The 17,608-nt window shown below is 65.5% G+C and carries 12 protein-coding genes and 1 pseudogene; 9 read left to right on the top strand and 4 right to left on the bottom strand.

Annotated features, from left to right (window positions below; translation table 11 throughout):
* Positions 1–18: 18 nt before the first annotated feature.
* Together ACVJ19_RS24575 and ACVJ19_RS24570 are read right to left on the bottom strand one after the other, a co-directional pair.
* Positions 19–1,206, bottom strand: coding sequence for an ABC transporter substrate-binding protein (locus tag ACVJ19_RS24575; RefSeq protein ID WP_453951675.1), 1,188 nt, complete (start codon positions 1,204–1,206; stop codon positions 19–21).
* A 266-nt stretch (positions 1,207–1,472) separates the two neighbouring features.
* Complete coding sequence (locus tag ACVJ19_RS24570; RefSeq protein WP_453955199.1) at positions 1,473–2,234, bottom strand: GntR family transcriptional regulator; 762 nt, start codon at positions 2,232–2,234, stop codon at positions 1,473–1,475.
* 81 nt (positions 2,235–2,315) lie between these two features.
* On the opposite strand from ACVJ19_RS24570, the gene ACVJ19_RS24565 reads away from it, so the two are divergent.
* From ACVJ19_RS24565 to ACVJ19_RS24535, 7 genes and pseudogenes are all read left to right on the top strand, one after another.
* Entirely contained in the window at positions 2,316–3,626 is a 1,311-nt protein-coding gene (locus ACVJ19_RS24565; RefSeq protein ID WP_453951674.1) for a M20 family metallopeptidase, read from the top strand.
* Positions 3,627–3,643: 17 nt separating this feature from the next.
* Positions 3,644–5,191: an ABC transporter substrate-binding protein gene (locus ACVJ19_RS24560; RefSeq protein WP_453951673.1), complete on the top strand. Its 1,548-nt coding sequence runs from the start codon at positions 3,644–3,646 to the stop codon at positions 5,189–5,191.
* A 14-nt stretch (positions 5,192–5,205) separates the two neighbouring features.
* Entirely contained in the window at positions 5,206–6,153 is a 948-nt protein-coding gene (locus ACVJ19_RS24555; protein ID WP_453951672.1) for an ABC transporter permease, read from the top strand.
* Positions 6,146–6,976, top strand: a complete 831-nt coding sequence (locus tag ACVJ19_RS24550; protein WP_453951671.1) for an ABC transporter permease — start codon at positions 6,146–6,148, stop codon at positions 6,974–6,976. The genes ACVJ19_RS24555 and ACVJ19_RS24550 overlap by 8 nt, the downstream gene beginning before the upstream one ends.
* A pseudogene (locus tag ACVJ19_RS24545) lies at positions 6,973–8,548 on the top strand (ATP-binding cassette domain-containing protein). Before ACVJ19_RS24550 ends, ACVJ19_RS24545 begins: the two are co-directional and overlap by 4 nt.
* Positions 8,549–8,564: 16 nt before the next feature.
* Positions 8,565–9,779: a M20 family metallopeptidase gene (locus ACVJ19_RS24540; RefSeq protein ID WP_453951669.1), complete on the top strand. Its 1,215-nt coding sequence runs from the start codon at positions 8,565–8,567 to the stop codon at positions 9,777–9,779.
* 101 nt (positions 9,780–9,880) lie between these two features.
* Positions 9,881–10,948 carry a M24 family metallopeptidase gene (locus tag ACVJ19_RS24535; RefSeq protein ID WP_453951668.1) on the top strand — a complete coding sequence of 356 codons (1,068 nt, stop codon included), beginning with the start codon at positions 9,881–9,883 and terminating at the stop codon, positions 10,946–10,948.
* A 45-nt stretch (positions 10,949–10,993) separates the two neighbouring features.
* Here the strand turns inward: ACVJ19_RS24535 and ACVJ19_RS24530 are convergent, their stop codons facing one another.
* Positions 10,994–11,611: a hypothetical protein gene (locus ACVJ19_RS24530; protein WP_453951667.1), complete on the bottom strand. Its 618-nt coding sequence runs from the start codon at positions 11,609–11,611 to the stop codon at positions 10,994–10,996.
* Between the two features lie 367 nt (positions 11,612–11,978).
* Here ACVJ19_RS24530 and ACVJ19_RS24525 point away from each other — a divergent pair, with 367 nt between their 5' ends.
* Together ACVJ19_RS24525 and ACVJ19_RS24520 are read left to right on the top strand one after the other, a co-directional pair.
* Positions 11,979–14,147, top strand: coding sequence for a TonB-dependent receptor (locus ACVJ19_RS24525; RefSeq protein ID WP_453955198.1), 2,169 nt, complete (start codon positions 11,979–11,981; stop codon positions 14,145–14,147).
* Between the two features lie 172 nt (positions 14,148–14,319).
* Positions 14,320–16,944, top strand: coding sequence for a spermidine synthase (locus ACVJ19_RS24520; RefSeq protein ID WP_453951666.1), 2,625 nt, complete (start codon positions 14,320–14,322; stop codon positions 16,942–16,944).
* A gap of 10 nt (positions 16,945–16,954) precedes the next feature.
* Here the strand turns inward: ACVJ19_RS24520 and ACVJ19_RS24515 are convergent, their stop codons facing one another.
* Positions 16,955–17,578: a putative 2OG-Fe(II) oxygenase gene (locus ACVJ19_RS24515; RefSeq protein WP_211405997.1), complete on the bottom strand. Its 624-nt coding sequence runs from the start codon at positions 17,576–17,578 to the stop codon at positions 16,955–16,957.
* Between the last annotated feature and the right edge of the window lie 30 nt (positions 17,579–17,608).

Here is a 17,608-nt window from a genome sequence, read left to right as displayed (position 1 = left end):
GGGCCACCGTCCGCGGGCTTACTTGGGATAGTCGATCTCGGCCTTGTAGGCGCCCTTGATCACGGGCTTGCCGCCCTCGATCTCGAGGAGGATCATCGGCAGGCGCGCCTGGTTGTGGTCATCGAAGGTGACCTCGCCGACCGCGCTATCATAGTGGATGCCCGAGAGCGCGGCGCGGACTTTCTCGCGATCGATGCTCTTGGCTTGCTCGATCGCCTTGGCGAGCAGATGCACCGTCTCCCAATGCACGTAAGCGTGATTGTTGGGAGCTTCGCGGTATTCGGCGGTGAACTTGTCGACGAAGGCCTTGCTCTTCGGAGAGTCGTACGCCGGAAGCCAGGCCGCAGCCTCGATCGCCCCCTCCATCGCCTTCGGCGCCGCCTTGATGGTGCTCGCCGTATTGAACTCGGCATTGCCGATCAGCGGGATCTTGCCTGCGATCCCGACCTCCATCATCTGGCGCCCCACGATGGGCGAGGAATCGGCATTGCCGTACATGATGATGGCCTGGGCGCCGGAATCGCGGATCTTGGAGAGCACGCTGCGGAAATCCACCTCGCCCTCCTTGTAGTAGTCTTCCGTCAGGATCGCGCTCTTGAAGCGCGGCAGGTATTTCTTGGTGAACTGAATGGCGGCGCGGCCGTAGTCGCTGTCGACCGAGAGCACGGCGTATTTGGTAAAGCCCTTCTTCTCGGCAGCATATTGCAGCACGAGGAGGGCGCGGTTCTCGTCGGTCGGATAGTTGCGGAAGGACCATTTGAAGCCGCCGGCACCCGCCTTGTAGGTGATCATCGGGTTCGACGAGGCAGCATTCAGCAGAAGCACGCCGGCGTCCTCGACGACCGGCTGCATGGCGAGCGTGACCGAGCTCGAGACGTCGCCGATGATGAAGTCGACCTGGTCCTGATCGATCAGACGGCGGGTCGCAGAAACGCCCTCGACCGGCGTACCCTGGCTGTCCCCGGGCATGACGTTGATCTTGCGTCCGCCGACGCCGCCGGCATCATTGATCTCCTTCGCGGCCATCTGGGCGCCGCGCATCGAGAAGGCGCCATACCGGGCGTTCGGGCCGCTCATCGGCGCGACGAGACCGAGCCTCACCGTCCCGTCTTCACTTCGGGCCGCGAAAGCGTTGGACGACATGGTCTGGAGTCCAACCAGAGCGGTTCCGATGCAAAATCCCCGTCGGCTCAACTCGATCGTCATTAGCCCGCTCCGTTGCTGCCACAAAATGATGCGTCCGCGAACTCTGCCACTTCAGTGGTCTTGCCCTTGGAATTTTTTGCTGCGGCCGACGGTAAAAAATAGATTTACGTTTGATGACAGGGGAAGCACGACTGTCCTCTGCCGCCATAGCGAATTCTTATGGCGGCAGCGGTTAGCAGAACTGATGGTTGAGGACGCGCGTCGGGAAAACTCGCGGCAATCGATCCAGGCAATGCGGTTGCCGGGCAGAGACTGCTCCGATTGGGTCAGCGGATTTCATTCACATAGCGATGCTGCGCGGTCGTCGCGCGGTGCTCGCTCAGAAGCGCCAATGCGCCGGTCTGATCGTATGCCTCTTCGTGAATGGCCAGGACGGCGCTCGGTGATCGCAGGCCGAGCAGACGCCGGTCTTTCGCGTCCGCGAGCTCTGCCGACAATTTTTCGCGGACCGCAGCAACGCGGATGCCGTAGACGTCGAGCAGATGAAGGTAGAGAAGCGCCGGCACACGTGCCGCCTCGCGCGGAAAATCGGGCACGCGACGCGCAAGAAGCTTGATCTGCGAATGCATGACCGGAACACCGCCGACTCTCCGGATGCGATCGAGACATAGCAGCGGCTCACCGGCCGGCTCGGAAAAGAGCGCAGCTTCCTCGGCGCCTGCCGGCCGGCTTGCCACGGACAAGACCTCAGGGACGGAGCGCTGCAGGCCACCGTCCTCGCCGTGCAAGCGGAAGTATTGAAAGAAGAAGCGCAGGCTGTGCTGCGGAGCGCGGCCGGTGACGACAGTCCCGGTCTTGCGACGGCGCACCAGCATGCCGTCGGCAGTCAGATCCGCGAGCGCCCGGCGGATGGTGCCAACCGCAACTCCGTACCGTGTTGCAAGCGCAACCTCGCCGGGCAGCACCGTACCCGGAGCTAGGTCTCCAACCAGGATCGCCTCCGCGATCTGCCGCTTGACGTGCTCGTACAGAGGAACCGGCAGGCTCGACGAGCCCGTCACCGCCGCTTTTGCCTGTTTACCGGTCACGTCTGCCTCATTCTTTGGAATTGACAGCAATCGGTTCTCATCGTGTATTTCTTTATAGAATATAGAAATGAGCCGCCGCAAATGGTTTCTCCGCCCACCTGTCCAGGGCAGTCCGGGCTAAGCCTGGGTTTCGCCGAAATCGAACGCGCTGCCGAAGGCGCGATCGACGAGCTTGCGCGGATGGTGGCGGTCGACACCACCTTCCCGCCCGGTGCGGGATATCGAGCGTTTGCCGGATTGATGGAGAGCTTCGTCGCGCCGCTTGGCCTCGAGTGCCAGCGCATCGATGTGCCCGAGCATCTGTGGCGTGTCGCTGGCGGTCCTGCGCAAGGCGCGCGCACCAATCTCATCGCGCGCCGCCGTTCCGGCAGGCCGGTGCTTGGCCTGTATTTTCATGTCGATACCGTGCCGGCTGCGCCGGGCTGGGCCACCGATCCGCTGCACTTGACGCGCGATGGCGACCGTCTGATCGGCCTTGGCGCCGCCGATATGAAGGGCACCATCGCGGCCGTGCTGCTGGCGCTGCGCGCCGCCGACCGAACCGGCCTGCCGCTCGGCTATGATCCGATGCTGCTGTTCTGCACCGACGAGGAAGGCGGGCTCTATCCCGGTGTCCGCTATCTCGCGGACCAGGGCTTGCTCGAAAGTCACATCCTCAACTTCAACGGCGCGGCGGCGCCTCGCATCTGGGCCGGCTGCTTCGGGCTGTTCACGCTTCTGCTGCGGGTCCATGGCCGGACGCTTCATGCGAGCGAAGCGGCAAATGCCGGAAGCGGCGCCAATGCCATCGAGGCCGCGCTGCCGATCCTCAATGCGCTCGTCGCCTTGAAGCCGGACATCGCAAAGCGCATCTCCGCACTGCCCGCCCCGCCCGGCGCGACACGCCCGCTTGCAGCACAGCTCGACATATCGGCCGCTCATGGCGGCCAGTGCGGCGGTCAGATTCCTTCGCAGTTCGATATCCTGATCTGCCGCCGCTACGCGCCGGAGGAGGACTTCCTCGCCGCGCGTCGCGAGATCGAGGATGCGATCCGCAAGGCCGCGCCGCATGCCGAGATCGAGATCGTCCTCACCGGTCACCTGATGCCGACGTCGGATCCGACCGGCCCGCACTGGCCGCGTTGGCAGGGCGCGCTGTCGGCCGGGTTCGGCTACGCACCCGACGAATTCGCCAAATGGGGCGCGACGAGCTGTTCCGACTTCGGCTGGGTGCAAGCGGCCGGCATGCAGGAGATCCTTCTGACGGGCCTTGGCCGGCCGGACAGCCGCATCCACGCACCCGGCGAATTCACCACGCTCACCGACATCGTCGCGCTCGCGAAGTCGGTCCTCGCCTATCTGTCCGCCGAATTCCGTCCCGATCTTTCGCCTGAAGCAACCGCCATTCGCTAACTCGAGGAGCCCATTCCATGCTGTCCGTCACCCGCCGCCTGTTTCTTGCCGGCACGGCCATCAGCCTCGTCACCCTCCCCAGGACCGCCATCGCCGATACCCCCAAGCGCGGCGGCGTGCTGCGGATGTCACTCGACCAGGCGGCGTCGGTGATTCATCCGATGCTGGCGCGGGTCAATCCGGAATATCTCGTCACCGAATTGCTCTACTCCAACCTGACCCGGCTAAAGCCGGACATGACGGTGGAGCCGGACCTCGCCCTTTCCTGGGAGCCGAACGAGACGCGCACGGAGTGGACCTTCAAGCTGCGCCCGGGCGTGACGTTCCATGACGGCTCGCCGCTGACGTCGGAAGATGTCGTCGCCAGCATCAACGCCATCCTCGACCCGAAGACCGCCTCCCCCGGCCGAACCAATGTCGGTCCGATCAAGGAGGTCGCGGCGATCGATCCCTTGACGGTCAAGTTCACGCTGACCGGCGCCTACGCCGACCTGCCGGTGGCCCTGACCTACATCAACGCGCGGATCGTTCCGGCGAAGGTCATCGCGTCCGACCTCGCCAGCCTTTCCACGACCGCAAACGGCACCGGGCCGTTCAAGCTGGTGTCCTACGAGCCCGATCGGAAGATCGTGGTCGAGCGCAACGCGGCCTATTACGACCCGACCCGACCTTACCTCGACCGCGTGGAATTGCTCGTCTATCCCGACCGCACGGCCGAAGCGTCGGCGATGATGTCCGGCGAGATCGACCTGCTTCTGACGACGACGCCCGGCGAATACGAGCGGCTCGTGAAGGCGAGCGGCGTCAAGGCGCTGCGTACGCCCTCCGGCCAATTCCTCAACATCAACCTCGGATGCGACCAGAAGCCGTTCAATGACGTCAGGGTCCGCCAGGCGCTGGCGCTGGCGGTCGATCGCGAGGCGACCGTCGGCTTCGTCGCCGGCGGCTACGGAACGCCGGGCAACGACACGCCGCTCAATTCCGCCTATCACTTCTACAAGAACATCCAGCTGAAGAAGCCTGATGTCGCCAAGGCGAAGCAGCTTCTGGCCGAGGCCGGCTATCCCAACGGCATCGACCTCACGCTGATCGCATCCGACAGGCCCGCGACCCGCAGCCAGCTCGGCGTCGCGGTTCGCGAGATGGCCGCAGCGGCCGGTTTCCGCATCAACGTGCAGACGATGCCGCACGCGACCTATCTCGACCAGGTCTGGAAGAAGGGCAATTTCTACGTCGGCTTCTACAACATGCAGCCGACGGCGGACGCAATCTTCAACCTGCTCTACACGTCCAATGCGACCTGGAACGAGACGCGCTGGAATAACAGCGCGTTCGATGCCGTCATCAATGCAGCCCGCGTCGAGACCGACGAGGCGAAGCGCACCGCGCTCTATGCCAAGGCCCAGGAGATGATGAACGCGGAGGTCCCCACCGTGATCTCGGCGTTCTTCGATCTTCTTGCCGCACAGCGCTCCTATGTCGAGGGCTACACGCTCCATCCGCGCGGTTCGGTATTCCGTCTCGATCTGGTTTCGCTCGGCGCCGGCGCGCCGAAGCGTGGCTGACGCGGAGACGTCGGGTGTCGCTCGCCTGGTTCGCGCGCCGTCTGCTGCTGATGGTCTACACCGTCATCGTGGTCTCGATGCTGGTGTTCGCCATTACGCAGGTCCTGCCGGCCGACGCGGCCCAGTCGCTGCTCGGCGAGAATGCGAGGCCGGAAATGCTGGCTGCGCTCAGGGCAAAGCTTGGGCTTGGCGCTCCGGCCTGGCAGCAATATCTGCGCTGGGCCGGCCACGTCTTCACCGGCGATTTCGGCATCTCGATGCGGACCAGCCAGCCCGTCGGCCCGGAAATGCTAAGCGCATTGTCGCGCTCGCTGCTGCTCGCGGCATCGTCCATCCTGGTCACGCTGGTCGTCGCCGTACCGCTCGGCGTGGTGGCGGCGCTGCGGCAAGGCAGGCTCGCCGACACCGGCGTCAGTCTGATCGCATATCTCGGGGTCTCGTTGCCCGAATTCGTCACCGCAACGCTGCTTGCGCTGCTGCTGGCCGACACGTTGCATTGGCTGCCGGCGACGGGCTACGTCTCGCCGCTGGAAAATTTCGCCGACGGCATCTCTCATTTGGCGCTGCCGGTGCTGACGATCTCGGTGATCCTCATCGCGCATGTCATGCGCATGATGCGCTCCGAGACGCTGGACGTGCTGAAATCGGACTATATCCGCGCAGCGCGCCTGAAGGGCTTGCCGGAACGCAGCGTGCTGTTCCGTCACGCGCTGCGCAACGCGCTGCTGCCGGTGGTGACGATCATCGCGCTCGATGTCGGCTACCTGCTCGGCGGCATCATCGTGATTGAGGAGATCTTCGCCATTCCCGGCATCGGACGGGCCTTGATGGTCGCCATCACCGCGCGCGACCTGCCGTCGATCCAGGCGGGCGCGTTGATCATGGCAGCGACCTACGCCGTCACCAACACGCTTGCCGACATGGCCTATGCCCTTCTCGACCCGCGGATCCGCTATGATTGAGCTGTTCGTCCGCCTGATCCGAAGACCGCAGGGGCTCGTCGGCGTCACACTCCTGGCGCTCATTGCCATTGCATGCCTGTTCGGGCCAGCGCTTGCCCCGTACGCGCCGGAGAAGATCGATTTTCTCGGCCGGTTTCGTCCGCCGGGCTGGCAGAACTGGCTTGGCGCGGACCAATTCGGCCGCGACATCCTGAGCCGCCTGATGGTCGGCGCCCGGTCGACCGTGCCAATGGCCCTCATCGCGACCTTCGTCGGCAGCGCGGCCGGCGCCATCATCGGCGTCGGCTCGGCCTATCTCGGCGGCCGAACCGACGAGACCATCATGCGCACCAACGACGCGGTGATGGCGATCCCCGGCCTTCTGCTGGCGCTGTTGCTGGTCTCGACGCTCGGCAATGGCGCCGGCAATGCCGTCATCGCCATTGCGGTGGCTTTTGCCCCCGGCATGGCACGCGTCACCCGCTCCGTCGCGCTCAACGTGCGCAATCAGGACTACGTCAGGGCGGCCATCGCGCGTGGTGAGGGCGCAGCCTGGATCATCTTCCGCGAAATGCTGCCCAACGTGATGGCGCCGATCGTGATCGAATCCACCATTCGCGTATCCTTTGCCGTGATGCTGTTCGCGACGCTCAGCTTCCTCGGCGTCGGTGCGCAGCCGCCTGCGTCCGAATGGGGGCTCATGGTGGCCGATGCCCGCCAGTACATGTATCAGGCGCCGTGGGGTCTGATCGTGCCCGCCGCGGCGATCGCACTCACCGCCATTGCCTTCAACCTGCTGGGCGACGGCCTTCGCGACGCCCTCAATCCGAAGGACGAGCGGTGATCCCGGCCCTTGCCATCAAGAGCTATACGCTCGACTACGCGACGGCCGCAGGGCCGGTGCGCGTGCTGCACGACATTTCGCTTCAGATCGGCCCGGGCGAGGTGCTGGGCCTTGTCGGCGAATCCGGCTCGGGCAAGAGCTCGCTCGCCTGGGCACTGATGCGCCACCTGCCGGACAATGCCCGCGAAATCGCAGGCTCCCTGCATCTCGGCGACACCGACCTTCGGCGCCTGAGCCCGCGGGAGCTGACCAGAATCCGCGGACGCCGGCTCGGCATGGTGTTCCAGGATCCATCGACCTCGCTCAATCCGACCCTCACCATCGGCCGGCAGGTGACGGAGACGCTGATCCAGCATCGCGGCCTCGGGCAGCGCGAAGCGGATGCGCTGGCCGTCGACCTGCTCGGCCATGTCGAACTGCGCGATCCCGCCGCGATCATGCGTCGTTACCCGCACGAGATCTCCGGCGGCGAGAAGCAGCGCGTCATCATTGCAACGGCGTTCGGCTGCCGGCCCGACATCATCCTGTTCGACGAGCCGACCACGGCGCTTGACGTCATCACCGGCGCGCGCATCCTCGAGCTGTTCGCCCGGCTGCGCCAGGAAACCGGCGTTGCCGCACTCTATATTTCCCACGACCTCGCGCTCGTGACGCGGGTTGCCGATCGGGTCGCAGTGCTGAAACGCGGCCGTCTGGTCGAGCAGGCCCCGGCCGCCGACATCTTCCGCGCGCCACGCCATGCCGATACGCAGGCCCTCGTGCAGGGGGTGCCAAGGCCCGAGCGGCGCCTCGTTCATGACAGGTCCAGTGACGAGATTCTCCTCTCGGCCTCGGACATCGAAGTCCATTACGGCCGCGCCGGCCTCTTCGGCCATGCGCCGCCGCCTGCGACGAAGAGTGTCGGGCTGGACGTGCGAGCCGGAGAGATTCTTGGCCTGGTCGGTGAATCCGGGTCGGGCAAATCGTCGGTGGCGCGCGCACTCACGGGTCTTGCCCGCTTCTCGGGCAAGGTCTGCTTCGACAATCAGGTGATCTCAGGCGCCCGCGACATGAACGCGGCCTATCGCCGCGACGTGCAGATCATCTTCCAGCATCCGGACTCCTCGCTCAATCCGCGCCACAAGATCGGCGAAATCCTGTCCCGCCCGCTGAAACTCTATGGCGGCAATGCTTGCCGAGATTCCCCGCCTTCTCGAGCAGGTCCGCTTGCCGGCCTCTTATGCCGGCCGCTGGCCGCACCAGCTCTCGGGCGGCGAGAAACAGCGCGTCGCCATCGCGCGGGCTTTCGCCGCGCGGCCGAAGCTCGTGATCTGCGATGAGATCACCGCACCGCTTGATGTTTCCGTGCAGGCGCAGATCATCGAACTCCTGCTGGCGCTGCGCGCCGCGACTGGAACCGCCTTTCTCTTCATCACCCACGATCTCAACCTCATCCGTCAGATCGCGCACCGCATCGCCGTGATGCGCCGCGGTGAAATGGTCGATCTGTTGCCGGCCGAGGATTTCGACGCAGAGCACGTTCATCCCTATACCCGCGAACTGATGGCCGCCTCGCCCGTGCCGGTCGGCTGACGAAGGATTTGCTTCCATGGATCACGACACACTTCTCGCCCGGATCGACGTGCCTGCCGCCCTCGACCTCTTGTCACGCATGGTGCAGCACAAGAGCTACTCCAAGTCGGAAGGCGAGAAGCAGCTCGCTTCCTTCATGGCCGGCCGCATGCGCGAGATCGGCCTCGAAACCGAGCTCACGCCGTTCGGCAACGAGGGACGCGTCAACGCCGTCGGCCGCTGGAAAGGGACCGGCGGCGGCAAGAGCCTGATGTTCAACGGCCATCTCGACACCAACCCGGTGACCGAAGGCTGGACCGTCGATCCCTGGGCAGGCAAGGTCGACGACGCCTTCATCTACGGCATCGGCGTATCCAACATGAAGGCCGGCGATGCCGCCTATTTCTGCGCCGTCAAGACGCTGATCGACGCCGGCGTCAAGCTGCGGGGTGACGTCATCCTCACTTACGTCGTCGGCGAGCTGCAAGGCGGGGTCGGCACCTACTCGCTGGTCGAGCAGGGACTTCGCGCCGACTATTTCATCAATTCCGAGCCGACCGACCTGAAGGCGATGACCATGCATGCGGCGGCCTTCATGTTCATCATCGAGCTCACAGGAAATACCCGCCATTTGTCCAAGCGCGAAGAGGCGGTCGACGCCATCACCGCGGCGTGCGATCTCATTCCGCGCCTCAACACGATGAAATTCTCAGGCGCCCTCTCACCGGAACACGAAGGCATCAACCGCGTTCATGTCGGCGTCGTCCACGGCGCGCTCGGCCGCGAGCTGCACGAATGGCGCGCGCCGCAGGTCGCCGATTTCGTGCGGATCAAGGGCTCGGGTCGCTATGCGCCAGGCCAGACCGAGGCCGGCGCGCTGGCCGACATGCGTCGCGAGCTCGATGCGCTCGAAGCACGGTTTCCCGGCCTCAAGGCCACGATCATGTCGGAGGATCGCTCCGGCGTACCGACCATGCCGCCATTCGAAGTTGCGCGCACGAGCCCGATCGTCGCGGCGATCAACCGCGCCTATCGCACGGTGCGTGGCGAAGACCAGCCGACCGGGCCCGTTGCGCCGAGCTGCTTCTACGGCACCGACGCCGGTCACCTGCACTATTTCGGCAAGATGGAAGGCATCGTCTGCGGTCCCGGCGGACGCTACAACACCATGCCCGACGAACGGGTCGATATCGTCGACTTCGTCGACATGATCCGCATCTACATGCTCGCGATCCTCGAGATTTGCGGCTGACGGGCGCTCGAAATCGCGCATCTGATCCCACGAAGGCGAATGACGATGTTGTTTCCGATCGACGAATATGTGACGCACGCGTCAAGCGCGTGCGCGAGCAGATGGCAGCACGAAATCTCGATGTCCTGATCATCGATCAGAGCGAGTTTCTCGCCTATCTCACCGGCTTCCTGATCTCGGAGAACATGTATCGGGCCTGCCTGCTGCCGCGCGATGGCGAGCCGATCATGATTCTCCGCGCCGTCGACCTCGGTCCGTTCAGCGAGAGCTCATGGCTGCAGCGCTCCGTCGCCTTCGCCGATTGGGAGGACCCGATCAAGGTCCTCGCCGAGACCATCCGCAGCCTCGGTTTCGCGGCAGGCCGTGTCGGCCTCGACGAAGATTCCTATTGCATGCCGCTGTCCCGCTTCAAGCATCTGTCGGCACAGTTGCCGGACGCACAGTTTGTCGACTTCTCCGGCGTGATGGCCCTGCTCCGCGCCAGGAAAAGCGCAAGGGAAATCGCCGTGCTCCGGCGCGCCGCCGCAATCGGCGATCGCGGCATCGATGCCGCTCTGAAGGCAGCCGGCGAAGGCCGGTCGGCCCGCGATGCAGCGGCAGCTGTCTATCAGGTGTTCATGCAGGAGGGCGCCGATGCGGCACGCGCGGGGATCATCACCGCCGGCGTCGGCAACGCCTTTCTGCACGGCGGGCTCACCAACCAGCCGCTCGCTAAAGGCGACATTCTGCATATGGAGCTGTTGCCCTTTATCGACGGCTACAGTGCCCGCCTGATGCGGTCGGCCGTCATCGGCGAGATCGACCCGCGCCGGTCGCAACTCGCCCGCCGTCTGATCGATATCCAGGACCGGCAGTTCGAAGCGATGAAGCCGGGCGCCGCAGCCGCCAATATCGACGCGCTTGCGAGAGATGCGATCCTCGCCGAAGGCTTGCGGCCCGACTTTCCCAACATCACCGGCTATTCGCTCGGCTGCTATCCGGCCCACACGCCGCGCACCAGCGACTTCTCACGCGTCTTCCTGCCCGCCGTCGACTGGAGGCTGGAGGAAGGCATGGTGTTCCACATGTATGTTTCCGCCGACGGGATCGCGCTGAGCGAGACCGTGCTGGTCACGGAAGCCGGGCATGAGTGCCTGACACGCACGCCACGGCAGGTGTTTCGGGTTTAAGTGGCGGGCCTCAATGCGCAGCGACGTCTACCTTGAAGGACTCGTTCAGTCATACTGAGCCGTGTGGGAGCTGCCTCGCTTCACCGCACTTTCCGCAACCGCCGGTCCTGTCGCGGGCGAGGCTCCGCCTGCTTTCGGGAATGTCAGCGTCTCGGTCAGCTCACCGCGCGCCATCGTCACCTCGCGCTGGTGCACCGAACTTAGTCGCCAGCCCTGGTAGTCTCCGTCGAGCTTCAGACGTAGCGTGGCCTTGCTCGTCTCGTCGACGAAAATACCAACACTCTGATCGCCGCCGACAACGGTTCCGACCAGCACGAGCCGCAGTTCGGCCGGCGGCGGGCTGGGCGGCACGGGGGGCGCTTGCGCGGCTGGCACCGAAATCACCGGCGACGGCGGCGGCCGCCGCGAGGCCGAGAAGATCGGCCGTTCGTTCGTGTCTGTCAGGGCCGCGAGCGGGACTGCCCAGAGCGGATTGCCGCGCATCGCCTCCCGATTGACCGGAGACCTCGATGGCGCGGCGGAAACTATTGGCTGCAACGTAGTGGGAGCCTCCCCGAGGCTGGACGTCGGCCCGCTGAAGCCCGGGACGTCGATATCCGGGAAATCCGCCGGCAACGCGGAGGTCGAGGCGGAGACGTCGAGCAGAGACGCCAGCACGAGCATGAACCCCACCGATATCCGCCGCGCCGCCTTGTGCCCTCTCATGTTCCTCGTCATCGGCCTGTCGGAAGCAACGCGCAAGATTCTCAGTCAAGGGGGCTGGCAGCCAGCTTAGGCAAGACAAGGGCTCGCCAGGCACTGAGCACCGGGAGCAAGGCTTATCGGCCGCCGATGTGACACTTGTGCGAAACATCCGCGACCCTCCCGATGTTTCCACCGCCTGTTGCGGTCCCGTCATTCGCGCCTCGACACCGGCTCGGGGCCCCAGTATGACATTGTTGCCGCATCGTCATACTCCCCTGCTAGAGCGTGACGCTGCTGATAATGGCTGTGGTGCGGAGGCGTAGCGGTGCGTGGGACCTTGTTGCGGATGTTCTCGGCCGCCGCATCGTCCGCCCTGTGTGCGTTCCCGGCTGCAGCCCACGAGCTCAGCGCGGCCGCCGAGCTTCCGCCGGTCACCGTCGCGGCGGAGGAACAGCCTCCGAAACGGCTCGCTCGCAAGAAGCCGCCGAAGAATGGCAGTCCGCGCAATCACCAGAGTGCCGCTCGCACGGACAGCACGACTGAGGGCGGCGGTGCGGCCGGCGCGGCGCCCGCGGGTCCGTCGGCCTTGCAGCCCACGGCCGCCAGCGCAATTCGCATCAGCGGCAAAGAGGTCAACGCGGTCCCGTTTTCACGGCCCGGCGAGGCCCTGGAAGTGGTGCCGGGCCTGATCGTCACGCAGCATTCCGGCGAGGGCAAAGCCAATCAGTATTTCCTGCGCGGCTTCAATCTCGATCACGGCACCGATCTCGCGATCAGCGTCGACGGGATGCCCGTCAACATGCCGACCCACGGGCATGGGCAGGGTTACGCCGACATCAATTTCCTGATCCCCGAGCTGATCCAGTCCATCGATGTGCGAAAAGGACCGTATTTCGCCGACCAGGGCGACTTTGCGTCCGCCGGCGCCCTGGCGATCGACTACGTCAACAAGCTGCCGCACAACATCGCAGAGATGACCTTCGGCAGCTTCGGCTATCGCCGCGCATTGGCGGCAACATCGAACTCCGTCGGCGCCGGCACGCTGCTGGCGGCGCTCGAGGCCACCAAATATGACGGACCGTGGCAAGTGCCGGACGACGTCCGCAAGCTGAATGGCGTGCTGCGCTACAGTCAGGGCACGCCGACCGATGGCCTGACGCTGACGGCGATGGCCTATTCCAATGGCTGGAATTCCACCGACCAGGTTGCGCAACGCGCGATCGACCAGGGCCTGATCGATCGCCTCGGCACGCTCAATCCGACCGACGGCGGCACCTCGAGCCGGTTCAGCCTGTCCGGCAGCTGGGCGCAGTCGGGCGACTACGGACAAACCAATGTCCGGGCCTATGTCGTGCGCTCCGACCTGCGGCTGTTCAACGATTTCACCTATTTTCTCGATAACCCCATCAATGGCGACCAGTTCAGCCAGCTCGACCGCCGCACGTTCGGCGGCGTCGATGCCCGGCATGCGTTCGACTGGCGCTTTGCCGGCATCGAGGCGCAAACCCGCGTCGGCATACAGAGCCGTTATGATGATATCCATGTCGGCCTGTTCAAGACCGAGCAGCGCAACTGGCTCTCGACCGTACGTGATGACCGCGTGCAGGAGGGCAATGTCGGCCTCTGGACCGATACGACCACGCGCTGGACCGACTGGCTGCGCACCACCGTCGGCATCCGCGAAGACGTCTTCGCCGGACACGTCTTCAGCGATACGCCGCAGAATTCGGGCAACGCTCAGGCGTCGATGGCGAGCCCGAAGGCCGGTCTCGTGCTCGGCCCCTGGTACAGGACCGAGTTCTACGCCAATGCCGGCTACGGCCTGCACAGCAACGACATCCGCGGCGCGACGATCACGGTCGATCCCAACGACAAGGTGACGCCGCTGGACCGCGTGCCGCTGCTCGTGCGCTCGCGCGGCGCCGAGCTCGGCGTTCGCACCAAACCGATCGAGGGCCTCACCAGCTCGCTCGCGGTCTTCGTGCTCGACTTCGACTCCGAGCTGCTGTTCGTCGGCGACGCCGGCACCACCGAGCCGAGCCGCCCCAGCCGCCGCGTCGGCGTCGAGTGGACCAACCAGTACAAGCCGCTGCCGTGGATGACGGTCGATCTCGACGTCGCCCAGACCCACGCCCGCTTCACCGATTTCGATCCGGCCGGCTCCCGCATCCCCGGCGCGCCGGCGTGGGTGGCGAGCGGCGCGGTCACGCTCGGCGGCGACACCGGCTGGTTCGGCGCACTGAAGGCGCGTTATTTCGGCCCGCGTCCTCTCATTGAAGACGATAGCGTGCGTTCGCGGTCGTCGCTGATCTTCAATGCCCGCGCCGGCTACATATTCGACAACGGCGTTCGGGTGCAGCTCGACGTGCTCAACCTCTTCAACGCCCAGACCAACCAGATCGAATATTACTACCTGTCGCGGCTGCCGGGTGAGCCAATCGAGGGCGTCGCGGATCGTCACGTCCATCCAGCCGAGCCGCTTGCGGTGCGGCTGACGGTGGCGGCGCGATTCTGACCGCGGCGAGCTTGCGCGACCGGCATGGAAGCCACCGGCGTCGGCCGTCATAAATCCTGAAAAAATCTGACATAGAGCGGATGCTTTGATGAACCGAGAGCACGAGTTCGGCTGACGCAAGACCCCGGCTCCGACCGCCCAGCCGGTCGTGTTCGAGGCAGGAGTGAGGGGAATGCAATCTGAGCCGGACATCACCATGATCGCCTCGGCAGAGCGGTTCGCGCGCACGGCACAGGACGGGGCCGTATCGACGCGTGGACAGGCCGCACGCCCCTGGGCGCTCGTCCCCATCGTGACGGCGTCGGGCTTTGCGGGCCTCGGCTACGAGATAGTGTGGACGCGCCAGTTGAGCCTTGCGCTCGGCACCGAGATGATGGCGGTGCTCGGTGTCATCGCCGGATTTTTCGGCGGCCTGGCCCTGGGCGCGTTCGCGCTCGATCGGATGATCCGCCGTTCGACGTCGCCATGGCGTGTCTATGCGGTCCTTGAAGCCGTCATCGCCATCTGGGGCCTGATCAGCGTGTGGCTACTGCCGGCCGCCGGGCGGGCCCTGTCGCCTCTGCTCGGCACCGAACCGTCTCCGGTCCTGCTGTGGGCCGGCAGCCTGGCGCTGCCGACGCTCGCACTGCTTCCCGCAACGATCGCCATGGGCGGAACTCTGGCCGCGCTGGAACGGATGACGCGACAAGCGCGCGGCGAGGCGCGCGTCACGGCCGGCGTGTATGGCGCGAATACGGCCGGGGCACTCGCCGGCACGCTCGCCTCCACATTCCTGCTGATCCCGGCGCTGGGATTTTCGGGGACGCTGCTCTGCCTCGCCGGCGTCAACGCGTTCTGCGCCCTCGCCACGCTCGCGCTTGGACCTGCTGCGGGCAAAGCCGATGCCGAACAGCCGCGGCCGCAACGAATGCGAGACCTGCGGCTCACGATCACCTTGTTCGCCACCGGACTGCTCGGAATCACATTCGAGGTTCTCGTGATCCGGCTTGCCGCGCAGGTGATGGAAGACACCGTCTACACCTTCGCAGGACTACTGGCTGCGTATCTGCTCGGCACCGCGGCTGGCGGCCTGCTCTGGCAGCGGACCGGGCGCGAGGCGACTGACGGAAATCTCCGCGGCCTGCTCGCCGCAACGGCATTCGCCTGCATCACGACTGCGGCGCTTGCGCCCTTTGCCGGCCGGCTGGTCGATATCGCATCGCCTGCGGATGTGTTCGGCGAACTGGCGGTGGCGATCGCCCTCTTCCTGGTTCCCGCGATTGCGATGGGCGCGCTGTTCGGCCTGCTGGCCCAGCGGATGAGCGATCAGCGCGGCTCGGTCGGCGCGGCGGTCGGCATCAACAGCCTCGGCGCCTGCATCGCACCGCTGGTTGCGGCGCAATTCCTGATCCCGGCCTTTGGCGCCTGGACGGCGCTGCTAGCCGTTGCGCTCGGATATTTGCTGCTGCTGCCGCCTAGCCGATCGGCATTGCTGTGGTCTGCGCTACCTGCGATCTCCGCACTCCTCCTGTGGCTCAATCCTGCGCCAACACTGACGCGGGTGCCGTCAGGCGGCGCGCTGCTTGCGGTGCGTGAAGGACCGATGGCAACGGCGAGCGTCGTCGACGACGCGGCAGGCACGCGCTACCTCGAGGTCAACGGGCATTTCCGCATGGGCGGGACAAGCTCGACGCGGTCCGACTATCGGCAGGCGATGCTGCCGCTGCTGCTTCACGGAGCGCCGCACCGCGCCTTGTTCCTTGGCATCGGCACGGGCGCCACCATGGTTGGCGGAACGCAAATGCCTGGTGTCAGCGTGCACGGCGTCGAGCTCTCCCGGGAAGTGGTGGACCTGCTGCCCTGGTTCGTCGATCCGCCGGCGGCGTCAGTGCCGCGGCTGACCGTGGCGGACGCCCGCCGCTACGTCGCGGCGGATACGGGCCAACACGACGTGATCATCGCCGACCTGTTTCACCCCGCGCTCGACGGCAGCGGCGCGCTCTATACGGTGGAGCATTTCCAGGCGGTGAAACGCAGGCTGGCGCCCGGCGGCATCTTCTGCCAGTGGCTGCCACTCTACCAGCTCGACATGCCTTCGCTCCGCGCCATCATCCGCGGCTTTCTCGACGTCTATCCGGACGGCGCGGCCTGGCTCAATCACTACAGCGTCCGCACACCAATGCTTGCCCTCATCGGAACACGGGACGGTGGCCATCCCGATATCGATGCGCTCGATGCGCGACTGCACGATCCCGCGACCGCGAAGGTCGTACGGCCGCTGGGATTCGAGGCCCCGATCGATCTGCTCGGCCAATACCTCGCAGGTCCACGCACTCTCTCCGCCTTCGCCGGCGAAGGTCCGCGCAACACGGATGATTATCCATTCGTGACGTTCGATGCGCGGCGGAATGTCCGCGCGCTCCGCGCAGCCCCCTGGTCGCTGCTGCTGGCCGTGACGAAAGACCTCCAGCCGGATCCGAATGAACTGCTGGCCGGGCCCGGGCGCGATGCGTTGAGCGCGCGCCTCACCGCCTACTGGCACGCGCGCAACCGCTTTCTCGAAGCCGGCGCGTCGCTGCCCGGCGATCCGCGCGGTGCCGCCCTGATCGAAGCGGCCTCTCCGGGCCTCATCGACGCACTTCGCCTGAGCCCCGAATTCGATCCGGCCTATGGGCCGCTGATGGGCATGGCGAGATCGCTGCTCGGTTCCGACCGCGCCGCGGCCGCCCGCCTGCTGCGCAAGATCAATGAGGCGGCGCCGTCAAGGCCTGAGGCGCGGGAGCTGCTGCTGCGCGAATTCGGCTTGCGGAACGAGTGATCCGCCGCCCCTACGGCGCGAAATTGACGCGATAGCCCCAGCAGTCGAGATGATCGGGAATGGCGTTGAAGGCGATCGTGATTCTCTGACCGCCCTGATTCCTCGGCACCTCATGATAGAGGTAGCTTGGAAACAGCACGAGATCGCCAGGCTCGGCCTCCGGCAAGGCATACTTGCCCGCGTTGAAGGGGCCGATCGCGGCTTCGCGCGTGTGGTGGCGGAAGGAGAAGTCGAAGCCGCCGGGCGGCCGCACGAAGACCGTCTTGCAGGCCGGATGCGAGGGCGTCAGATAGAAGATGCCGGAGACGAAGCTGTTGGCGTGGGAATGCAGCGTCTGGTTTCCGCCGGTCTCGAGCATGTTGGTCCACATCTCCTTGACGGTCCAGCGCAGCTCTTCGCCGAACAGGAGGACACCGAAATCGACCAGCTTGGGGACGGCAAGCTCGGCGATCTGACGGAACAGCTCGTTGTCGCGGGGGTCGGCAACTTCGGTGTGGAAGAGCTGACCCGAACGCAGGTTGCCCTCGATCCGGGTATTCCGGATCGCGGCCACGGCGGCTTCGTTCAGCGAGGGCGGTAGCAGCCCGGGCGAGCGCAGCAGGGGAATCGGGAAAAGCGGCTCGATCTGATCCATGTCGCAACGTCACCCTGTTCTTGAAACGCG

This window comes from Bradyrhizobium sp. USDA 376 (assembly GCF_054063675.1).
The sequence above is the reverse complement of the archived record's forward strand: the minus strand, read 5'-3'. Positions and strand labels throughout refer to the sequence as shown.